We start from the raw sequence: 10,352 nt of genomic DNA, 5'->3' as shown, positions 1-10,352 counted from the left end.
GCAGGCAGCGTTTGCTTGTGAAAAGACACAAGCCAAGTGCTACAAACTTGGCGACCCTACGGGGATTCGAACCCCGGTACTCACCGTGAAAGGGTGATGTCCTAGGCCTCTAGACGATAGGGTCAAACCTGGGAACTAACCGTTCTCTAACTCTCAGTGGTGGAGGTAAACGGGATCGAACCGATGACCTCTTGCATGCCATGCAAGCGCTCTCCCAGCTGAGCTATACCCCCACTGAATGACCACATTCACACTGTGACTGTCATCATTTCCTGAGCCTTGAATTATAGACAGGTTTTTAAGGCTTCAGCAATCTCGCTGCGATTTTTTCGCGGCCTACGAGCTCGAGCACCGCATCGACCGATGGCGTGTGGGCCGTTCCCACGGTCAGCACGCGCACTGGCATGGCCAGCTGCGGCATCTTGAGCGAATGGGCGGCGAGCACTTCCTTGAAGGCGGCAGAGATTGCAGCCTTGTCCCACGCACAGGTGGTCAAGGCCTGCGACAGTGCACCGATGGCAGGCCACACGGCTTCGGTCACGTGCTTGGCGTACTCCTCGGGGTTGGGCGCCACATCGCCGTAGAACACGAAAGCCCAGTCCGCCAATGCCACGGTCGTGTCGCAACGGTCCTTGAAAAGCGCGCAGATGCGCGGCAGGCGGCCATCGGCCAGCTCTGCCGCAGAAATGCCCCGCTGTTCCAGCAGCGGCGCCACGAGGGCGGCCAGGGCGTCGTCCGCCATGGCTTTGAGATGCTGCGCGTTCACCCACCGCAGCTTGGCTTCGTCGAACTGGGCGGCGCTGCGCCCCAGATGGTCGAGATTGAACCACTGCAAGAACTGCTCGCGGCTGAAGATCTCGTCGTCGCCGTGGCTCCAGCCCAGCCGGGCCAGGTAGTTCACCATGGCTTCGGGCAGATAGCCTTCGTCCCGGTACTGGGTCACGGGCTTGGCGCCATTGCGCTTGCTCATCTTCTCGCCCTGCTCGTTGAGCACGGTGGGCAGGTGGGCATACACCGGGGGCTGCTTTCCGAGGGCCTCGAAGATGTTGATCTGACGGGGGGTGTTGTTGACGTGATCGTCCCCACGGATCACATGCGTGATCGCCATGTCGATGTCATCGACCACCACGCAGAAGTTGTAAGTCGGCGTGCCATCGGGCCGCGCGATCACCAGATCGTCGAGCTCGTCGTTGCGGATCTCGATGCGGCCCTTGACCTTGTCATCCCAGACGACGGAGCCGCCAAGCGGGTTGCGAAAGCGCAGCACCGGCTGCACGCCGTCAGGCACGGCCGGCAGGGTCTTGCCGGGCTCGGGGCGCCACGTGCCGTCGTAGCGCGGCTTTTCCTTGGCCTGCATCTGCCGTTCGCGCAGCGCGTCGAGTTCCGGCACGCTCATGTAGCAGGGATAGACATGGCCGGCCTCCTGCAGCTGGGCCAGCACTTCCTTGTAGCGGTCCATGCGCTGCATCTGGTAGAACGGGCCTTCGTCGGGCTGCATGCCGAGCCATTCCATGCCTTCCAGAATCACGTCCACGGCGGCCTGGCTGGACCGCTCCAGGTCGGTGTCCTCGATGCGCAGGATGAAGTCGCCACCCGTCGCGCGGGCGAACGCCCAGGGGTACAGGGCGGAGCGGATGTTCCCCAGATGGATGAACCCTGTGGGCGAGGGAGCGAAACGCGTGCGAACGCGCTGGGTCAGGTTGGCTTCGGTCATTGCAGGGTATCCAGGCCGCGCGCGAGGTCGGCCTTCAAATCTTCGATGTGTTCCAGCCCGACCGCCACGCGGATCAGGCCTTGCCCCAGGCCGGCGGCCTGGCGCTGCTCTTCGGTCAGGCGGCCATGCGAGGTGCTGGCGGGATGGGTGATGGTGGTCTTGGTGTCGCCGAGATTGGCCGTGATGCTGCACACCCGCGTGCTGTCGATCACATGGAATGCCTGTGCACGGGCCGAGGCCGGATCGCCCTCTTTCACCTTGACGTCGAACGACAGCACGGCGCCGCCGAGGCCGGATTGCTGGCGCATGGCCAGCGCATGCTGGGGATGGGACGCCAGCCCCGGGTAGTACACGCGCGCCACATGTGGATGCGATTCGAGCCAGGTGGCCAGCTGCAGCGCGTTGGCGCTCTGCGCCTTCATGCGGATGGACAAGGTTTCCATGCCCTTCAGAACCACCCATGCATTGAAGGGCGACAGGTTCATGCCCGCGCTGCGGATCATGGGCGCGAGCTTGTCGTCGATGAGAGCGCGGGGTCCACACACGGCCCCCGCCATCACCCGGCCCTGTCCGTCGAGGAACTTGGTGCCCGAGTGCAGGACCAGATCCGCACCCCATTTGGCGGGCTGCTGCAAGGCGGGAGAGGCGAAGCAGTTGTCCACGGCAAGCAGCACGCCGGCTTCATGGGCGATGTCGGCCAGCGCCTGGATATCGCACAGATCGGTCAGCGGATTGGTGGGGGTTTCCGCAAACATGAGCCGCGTTTCCGGGCGCAGCGCGGCCTTCCATGCGGCCGCATCGGTCTGCGGCACGAACGTGGTATGCACGCCGAAACGCGACAGTTCTCCGCCGATGAGCTTGATGGTCGAGCCGAACATCGACCGGGAGCAGATCACATGGTCGCCGGTCTTGAGCAGTGCCAGGCACATGAGCAGGATGGCCGACATGCCGGTGGCGGTGCCGATCGCGGACTCGGTGCCTTCCAGGGCGGCCAGACGCCGCTCGAAGCTCGTGACCGTGGGATTGCCGGTCCGGGTGTAGGTATAGCCCTCTTCCTCGCCGGCAAACCGGCGCGCCGCCGTCGCCGCGTCGGGCTGCACGAAGCTGCTGCTCAGGTAGAGCGCCTCGGAATGCTCGCCGTACACGCTGCGGGGAATGGCTTCGCGCACCGCCAGCGTGTCGGGGTGCAGACCTTCGGGAAGGGTTCGGGCATTTAAGGGGGAGTTCATGGCGTGAAGATCCAAGCGAATAGCGGTCAGGCGTCCTGCGCGTTGGGCAGGGCCAGGCGGGAAGTGTCTTCCTCCTGCGGCTCCTCCGCGCCCACACGCCCTTCGTTCAGCCGCGCGATGTCCTGCGCGGTGATGTCGCCCGTGACGTACACACCGTCGAAGCATGACGCGTCGAAGCCTTCGATGCGCCCGTTCAGTGCGCCCACTGCCTTCTTCATGCCGTTGACGTCCTGATAGATCAAGGCATCGCAGCCGATGGACTGCCGCACTTCTTCGACCGTGCGGCCATGGGCCACCAGTTCATTGCTCGTGGGCATATCGATGCCGTACACGTTGGGGTAGCGCACCGGCGGCGCGGCGCTGGCCAGGTAGACCTTGCGGGCGCCCGCATCGCGCGCCATCTGCACGATCTCGCGCGAGGTGGTGCCACGCACGATGGAGTCGTCCACCAGCAGCACGTTGCGGCCCTTGAACTCGCTGGCGATGACGTTCAACTTTTGCCGCACGGACTTCTTGCGAACGCCCTGCCCCGGCATGATGAAGGTGCGCCCCACATAGCGGTTCTTCACGAAGCCCTCGCGGTACGGAATGCCCAGCAGATGCGCCAGTTGCGTGGCGCTCGGGCGGCTCGATTCCGGAATGGGAATGATCACGTCGATCTCGTTGGGCGGCACCGTGGAGACCACGCGCTTGGCCAATGCCTCGCCCAGGTTCAGGCGGGCCTGGTACACCGAGATGCCGTCCAGCACCGAATCCGGACGCGCCAGGTAGACGAACTCGAAGATGCAGGGGTTGAGTTGCGGCGCATCGGCGCACTGCTGCGCATGCACCGTGCCGTCGTCCGTGATGAACACGGCCTCGCCCGGCTGGATATCGCGCTCGAACACGTGGTTGGTGCCTTCCAGGGCCACCGACTCGCTGCCGACCATCACGGTGCCTTCCGGGCTGCGGCCCATGCACAGTGGGCGGATGCCGTGGGGATCGCGGAAGGCGACCAGCCCATGGCCGGCGATCAGCGCGATCACGGCGTAGGAGCCCTTGACGCGGCGGTGGACGGCACGCACGGCCGCGAACACGTCCTCGGTCTGCAACGGCACACCGCGGGTGGCGCGCTCCAGCTCATGCGCGAACACGTTGAGCAGCACTTCGGAGTCGCTCTCGGTGTTGGTATGGCGGTGGTCGGTTGAAAACAGTTCGGCGCGCAGCGATTGCGCATTGGTCAGGTTGCCGTTGTGCACCAGCACCAGGCCGAAGGGGGCGTTCACGTAGAACGGCTGGGCCTCTTCCTCGCTGTAGGCATTGCCCGCCGTGGGGTAGCGCACCTGCCCCAGGCCGACCGTGCCCGGCAACGCACGCATGTTGCGCGTACGAAACACGTCGCGCACCATGCCCTTGGCCTTGTGCATGAAGAACTTGCGCCCCTGCTGGGTGACGATGCCCGCCGCATCCTGGCCCCGGTGCTGCAGGAGCAGCAGAGCGTCATAGACCAGTTGGTTGACAGGAGCCGTGCTGACCACGCCGACGATTCCACACATATTCGCGTTCCATCCAAAGGCGGGCGATCCCGCAATAAAAAATCAGTGCAGCGCCACCGGGGTGGCACCGCGTCCCTGTCATGAAGGCAGATGCCTTCCCAGCGCTGGCGGCAAAGCCGGCTTCAAAACTTCCAGCATCCCCGTCAATATGGGGGCGGCCTGCGACTCTTTCCACCACAGCCCCTCCTGCAAGGGGGTCCACAGCACCACGAGCGATGCCGCCAGCAGCAACACCATGCCCCGCAACGCGCCAAATGCGGCCCCGAGCGTGCGGTCCACGGGGCGCAGGCCCACCGCTTCGATCAATTTCTTGGCCAGCCAGGCCAGGAATCCACAGGCAAACAGCGTGCCGATGAACGCCAGCGCAAAGCCCGCCGCATGCCGGACGGACTCGGCCGAATCGGAAATCGGCAGCCACCGCCCCACGTCCTCGGCCCACCACTGGGCCATGAAAAAGGCCATGACCCAGCCCGCCAGCGACAGCACCTCATAAATCAGCCCGCGCCAGGCCCCCAGCACCAGGGACCCCAGCAGCACCGCCAAGAAAATCCAGTCCAGCGATGCCATGTACGCACGCGAGCCGTCGGCCGGCTACAGCGCCAGGACCGAAGCCGACAGGCCCAGGCCCTTCACGCGCGCAGCCGCCTTGTCCGCTTCGGCGCGGGAGGCATAGGGGCCGACCCTGACGCGGGTGCGTTTACCGTCCTTGGTGTCCACCACCTGGGTGTAGGTCTTGAGGCCGGCGCGCTCCAGCGACTGGCGCACTTCGCGGGCCTTGTCGGCATCGGCGAAGGCACCCACCTGCACGATCAGCCGGCCCTCTTCGCTTTTGGAGGCTGCCGCGGCCGGCGCCGGGGTATCGCGCCCTTCGAGCAAGGCCCGCGCACGCGCCGCGTCTTCCGAGCGCTGCGGTTTGGCCTCGGGCTTGGGTTCAGGTTTGGTTTCTGGTTTCGATTCGTGAACCTGCGGCTTCGGCTCCGGCCGGGGCACCGGCTTGGGCTCGGCCCGCACCTCGGGCTTGGACGCCGCTGCAGGCGCGGGCGCAGGGGCGTGCACCGGAGCAGACGCCGCCGGCTTGGGCGCGTTGCGGCTGGACGGCACGACCTCTTCGCCTTCGGCCAGCCCCCCGGCCGACGCCATGGCCGGGGCCGAAGCTGCCGGACGGGCCGGCGCGGCCTCGGGCACCACCAGGGGAGCCACCTTGTTGCGATCGGGAATGTCGATGGGAATATCGACCGGGATGGGGCGCGGCTGGGTGTCGAACAGGATGGGGAAACCCACCACCCCCAGCAACACCAGCACCGCTGCGCCGATCAGCCGGTGCCGTGCGCGCCGACGCATGGCCTCGATGCTCTCAGCCTGGGCATTGCGCGAACGCTTGCCCGCGGGTTTATCGGGTTGCTCCTTGCTGCCGGGCCACCGAAACTTGAAAAATGCCATGGAGTGCAGAATCGTGCGGACCTTATGCGCCCAGATGCTTGGCCTGCAGGCGAGGCGTCCCATTGGTCAGAACGCCGCCCACCGTGTAGAACGAGCCAAAGACCACGATTCTATCAGCCGGCTCCGCGGCATCGACGGCCGCCTGCAGTGCCTGCTGGGGGTCCACGTGCAGGCTGGTGGGCACGGTGCGGCGCCCCCCGGCCACGATCTGCAGGGCGTTCCATTTCTGCTGCAGGCCCGCGGCGCTCTCGGCGCGGGGCGTGGGCAGATCGGTGAAATACCAGCGGTCCACCAGCGGACCGATCTTGGCCAGCATGGGGCCGAGGTCCTTGTCGGCCATGGCGCCCAGCACGGCATGCGTGGTGGGGAAGAACCCCATCGCGTCCAGGTTGGCGGTCAGCGCCGCCACCGAATGGGGGTTGTGCGCCACATCCAGCACCAGGGTCGGCTGGCCGGGAACGATCTGGAAGCGCCCCGGCAGCTCCACCATGGCCAGCCCGTTGCGCACCGCCTGGGCGGTGACCGGAAGCCGGTCGCGCAGGGCCTCGAGCGCTGCCAGGGCGCCGGAGGCATTGACGAGCTGGTTGGCGCCCCGCAAGGAAGGGTAGGCCATGCCGGCGTAGCGGCGGCCCCGCCCGGCCCAGCTCCACTGCTGCTTGTCGCCCGAAAAGTTGAAGTCATGGCCGAAGCGCCACAGGTCGGCGCCGATCTCCAGAGCATGGTCGAGCACGCTCTGCGGCGCCATGGGATCGCTCACCACCACGGGGCGGCCCGTGCGCATGATGCCGGCCTTCTCGCGCCCGATGGTTTCGCGGTCGGGCCCCAGGAATTCGGTGTGGTCGATGTCGATGCTGGTGATGACGGCGCAGTCCGTGTCGATCACGTTGGTGGCGTCCAGCCGCCCGCCCAGGCCGACCTCGAGGATGGCCACATCAAGCCGCGACAGGCTCATGAGCCGCAGGATCGCCAGGGTGGTGAACTCGAAGTACGACAGCGAAATGTCCTCGCCATCCAGGGTCCTGGCGCTTTCCACGGCGGCGAAGTGCGCGACCAGATCCGAAGCGGCGACGATCTCGCCGTGGATGCGGCACCGCTCCTCGAAGTGCACCAGGTGCGGCGACGTGTACACCCCGGTGCGGTAGCCCGACTGCAGCGCCACCGCTTCGAGCATGGCGCAGGTGGAGCCCTTGCCGTTGGTGCCGGCCACGGTGATGACCGGGCAGTCGAACCGCAGATCCATGCGCCGGGCCACAGCACGCACGCGGTCCAGGCCCATGTCGATGTTTTTCGGGTGCAGGCGCTCGCAATGGCCGAGCCAGCCTTCCAGGGTGTCGAAATTGGTGTGCATACGGGGCCGGATTGTCGCCGAGCGCGGCTTGCACGATGATCTGCGCCATGAGTACCCCCACCCGTCCCCCCGCCCGTCCCCCCGCCCACGCCGCCGCCCGCCCGGCCACCACCGTGCTCTACGGCATTCCCAACTGCGACACCGTCAAGAAGGCCCGCGCCTGGCTCGCCGCCCAGGGCGTTGCGCACCAGTTCCACGACTTCAAGAAGCAGGGCGTGCCAGCCGATCGCCTGCCGCATTGGGCCGATGCGGTGGGCTGGGAAAAGCTGCTCAACCGCCAGGGAACGACCTGGCGCAAGCTGGATGCGGACACCCAGGCCGCCGTGCACGACGCAGGCAGCGCCGCCGAGGTGATGAAGGCGCAGCCCAGCGTCATCAAGCGCCCGGTCGTGGAATGGGCGGACGGCCACATCACCGTGGGTTTCAACGAAGCCGATTGGAACGAAGCCGCCACCGCGCGCTCCAAGCCCTGAAACGGCACAAATCCTTACCCAGATTTACGGCCCCCGGCTGCAGGCTTGACACGGCGACCCTAAACTTTTTCTCAGCCTGATGCGTTGTACACCGACCGAAAGGAGCTTCTCCATGAAGAAAATCATCTTGTTGACCGCGCTGGCTGCCGTTGCAGCCGGTGCCAGCGCCCAGGAACAGGGCCGCGTCCTCTCCGCCACCCCCATCACCGAGCAGGTGGCCATTCCCCAGCAGGTGTGCGGTAACGAAACCATCTACGGCGAATCCCGGCCGACCGGCGCCGGGGCGGTGCTGGGTGCCATCGCCGGCGGGGCCACCGGCAACGCGATCGGCAAGGGCAGCGGACGCGCCGCCGCCACCGCCATCGGGCTGATCGGCGGGGCCGTGCTGGGCAACAACATCGAGGGCACCCGGCCCGAGTACCAGAACGTGCAGCGCTGCTCCACCCAGACGTACTACGAGAACCGCACCATGGGCTACAACGTGCTGTACGAGTACGCGGGCCGCCAGTACACCACCCGCACGCAGCACGACCCGGGCGCCTGGATTCCCGTGAGCGTGCAGCCCATCGCCAGCGCACCGCCGGCCCCCGCCTACTCCGGCGGCTACGCCCAGCCGGGCGTGGTGGTCTCCACCTACCCTGGCCCGCCCGCCTACGTGACGCCCCCGTCCACCACGGTCATCGAATACCACGACAGCTACGGCCGCCCCTACTACCCGCCCCGCCCGCGCGATCCCTACTGGCGCTGAAGGGACCACCGGCCGGACGGCCAACCCATCCAGCAGGGAGCCTTCGGGCTCCCTTTTTCGTGGGGCGCGCCTTCGGCCCGGCGTTTTGGGGCGCCGCCTCGCACGGGGAACGGAGGGCGGCCGCAGCGTTCAACCTAGAATCTTCGGTTTTCCCCCTTCCTCTTCCTTTCAAGCGCATCCATGACCACCGAAACCATCGACGGCGTGTCCGTCACCACCCAAGCCAACGTGTATTTCGACGGCAAATGCGTGAGCCACAACATCACGTTTCCGGACGGCACGAAGAAATCGGTGGGCGTGATCCTGCCCGCCACGCTGACCTTCAATACCGGCGCGCCCGAGATCATGGAATGCGTGGGCGGCGCGTGCGAGTACAAGCTCGACGGCACCGACGCCTGGGTGAAGTCCGGCGCGGGCGAGAAATTCAGCGTGCCCGGCCAGTCGAAGTTCGAGATCCGCGTCGCCAGCGCCTACCACTACATCTGCCACTTCGGCTGAACCGCAAGGCACCGCACATGGCCACCATCCTCCAGAACCTGCCCCTGAACCAGAAGGTCGGCATCGCCTTCTCCGGCGGTCTCGACACCAGCGCCGCGCTGCGCTGGATGAAGAACAAGGGCGCCCTGCCCTACGCCTACACGGCCAACCTGGGCCAGCCCGACGAGCCGGACTACGACGCCATCCCCGCCAAGGCGATGGAATACGGCGCCGAAAAAGCCCGCCTGGTGGACTGCCGCACGCAGCTCGCCCATGAAGGCATCGCCGCGCTGCAGGCCGGCGCCTTCCACATCAGCACGGCCGGCATCACCTACTTCAACACCACGCCGCTGGGCCGCGCCGTCACCGGCACCATGCTGGTGGCAGCCATGAAGGAAGACGACGTCCACATCTGGGGCGACGGCTCGACCTTCAAGGGCAACGACATCGAGCGCTTTTACCGCTACGGCCTGCTCACCAACCCCTCGCTCAAGATCTACAAGCCCTGGCTGGACCAGCTGTTCATCGACGAGCTGGGCGGCCGCGCCGAAATGTCGGCCTTCATGACGAAGGAAGGCTTCGGCTACAAGATGAGCGCCGAAAAGGCCTACAGCACCGACAGCAACATGCTGGGCGCGACGCACGAGGCCAAGGACCTGGAGTTCCTGAACAGCGGCATCCGCATCGTGAACCCCATCATGGGGGTGGCGTTCTGGAAGGACGATGTCCAGGTCAAGTCCGAGGAAGTGTCCGTGCGCTTCGAGGAAGGCCAGCCCGTCGCCCTGAACGGCGTCGAGTACAACGACCCCGTGGCGCTGATCCTGGAAGCCAACCGCATCGGCGGCCGCCACGGCCTGGGGATGAGCGACCAGATCGAGAACCGCATCATCGAAGCCAAGAGCCGCGGCATCTACGAAGCCCCGGGCCTGGCGCTGCTGCACATCGCCTACGAGCGCCTGGTGACCGGCATCCACAACGAAGACACCATCGAGCAGTACCGCATGAACGGCCTGAAGCTGGGCCGCCTGCTGTACCAGGGCCGCTGGTTCGACCCGCAGGCCATCATGCTGCGCGAGACCGCCCAGCGCTGGGTGGCGCGCGCCGTGACCGGCACGGTGACGCTGGAGCTGCGCCGCGGCAACGACTACTCGCTGCTCAACACCGAGTCGCCCAACCTGACCTATGCGCCTGAGCGCCTGTCGATGGAAAAGGTGGAAGACGCGCCGTTCAGCCCCGCGGACCGCATCGGCCAGCTGACCATGCGCAACCTGGACATCATCGACACGCGCCACAAGCTGGGCGTCTACGCCCAGTCCGGCCTGCTGTCGCTGGGCGGCAATGCCGCGCTGGCGCAGCTGGGCGACGGCAGCGAGAAAAAGTAACGCCAG

The 10,352-nt window shown here is 66.4% G+C and carries 10 protein-coding genes and 2 tRNA genes; 4 read left to right on the top strand and 8 right to left on the bottom strand.

The features are described from left to right. Nucleotides 1-48: 48 nt before the first annotated feature. From AVME950_RS22395 to folC, 8 genes are all read right to left on the bottom strand, one after another. Nucleotides 49-124 (bottom strand) — tRNA-Glu (locus AVME950_RS22395). A gap of 33 nt (nt 125-157) precedes the next feature. Continuing rightward, a tRNA-Ala gene (locus AVME950_RS22390) sits at nt 158-233 on the bottom strand. Between the two features lie 65 nt (nt 234-298). Next, entirely contained in the window at nt 299-1,714 is a 1,416-nt protein-coding gene (gltX, locus tag AVME950_RS22385; protein WP_284431510.1) for a glutamate--tRNA ligase, read from the bottom strand. Further along, a complete protein-coding gene (locus tag AVME950_RS22380) occupies nt 1,711-2,943 on the bottom strand; it encodes an O-succinylhomoserine sulfhydrylase (RefSeq protein ID WP_284431509.1) in 1,233 nt (410 codons plus the stop codon). The genes gltX and AVME950_RS22380 overlap by 4 nt, the downstream gene beginning before the upstream one ends. Before the next feature lie 26 nt (nt 2,944-2,969). Continuing rightward, a complete protein-coding gene (gene purF / locus AVME950_RS22375; protein WP_284431508.1) occupies nt 2,970-4,478 on the bottom strand; it encodes an amidophosphoribosyltransferase in 1,509 nt (502 codons plus the stop codon). 78 nt (nt 4,479-4,556) lie between these two features. Then, nucleotides 4,557-5,045, bottom strand: a complete 489-nt coding sequence (locus AVME950_RS22370) for a CvpA family protein (RefSeq protein WP_284431507.1) — start codon at nt 5,043-5,045, stop codon at nt 4,557-4,559. 24 nt (nt 5,046-5,069) lie between these two features. After that, nucleotides 5,070-5,918, bottom strand: coding sequence for an SPOR domain-containing protein (locus AVME950_RS22365; RefSeq protein ID WP_284431506.1), 849 nt, complete (start codon nt 5,916-5,918; stop codon nt 5,070-5,072). 22 nt (nt 5,919-5,940) lie between these two features. After that, a complete protein-coding gene (folC, locus tag AVME950_RS22360; RefSeq protein ID WP_284431505.1) occupies nt 5,941-7,266 on the bottom strand; it encodes a bifunctional tetrahydrofolate synthase/dihydrofolate synthase in 1,326 nt (441 codons plus the stop codon). A gap of 47 nt (nt 7,267-7,313) precedes the next feature. Between folC and AVME950_RS22355 the strand changes: the two genes are divergently transcribed. The 4 genes from AVME950_RS22355 to argG all read left to right on the top strand — a co-directional run bounded on the left by AVME950_RS22355 (nt 7,314) and on the right by argG (nt 10,346). After that, on the top strand, nt 7,314-7,739 hold the full coding sequence (locus AVME950_RS22355) for an ArsC family reductase (RefSeq protein ID WP_284431504.1): 426 nt from the start codon (nt 7,314-7,316) through the stop codon (nt 7,737-7,739). A gap of 112 nt (nt 7,740-7,851) precedes the next feature. Continuing rightward, a complete protein-coding gene (locus AVME950_RS22350; RefSeq protein ID WP_272568547.1) occupies nt 7,852-8,487 on the top strand; it encodes a glycine zipper 2TM domain-containing protein in 636 nt (211 codons plus the stop codon). Nucleotides 8,488-8,667: 180 nt separating this feature from the next. Further along, on the top strand, nt 8,668-8,985 hold the full coding sequence (ppnP, locus tag AVME950_RS22345) for a pyrimidine/purine nucleoside phosphorylase (RefSeq protein ID WP_272568545.1): 318 nt from the start codon (nt 8,668-8,670) through the stop codon (nt 8,983-8,985). A 17-nt stretch (nt 8,986-9,002) separates the two neighbouring features. Continuing rightward, nucleotides 9,003-10,346: an argininosuccinate synthase gene (argG, locus tag AVME950_RS22340; protein WP_272568543.1), complete on the top strand. Its 1,344-nt coding sequence runs from the start codon at nt 9,003-9,005 to the stop codon at nt 10,344-10,346. The last annotated feature ends 6 nt before the right edge of the window (nt 10,347-10,352 follow it).

The organism is Acidovorax sp. SUPP950 (genome assembly GCF_030158935.1).
GTDB lineage: Bacteria > Pseudomonadota > Gammaproteobacteria > Burkholderiales > Burkholderiaceae_C > Paracidovorax.
Note: the sequence above shows the minus strand (reverse complement) of the source record. Positions and strands in the feature narration are given on the sequence as shown.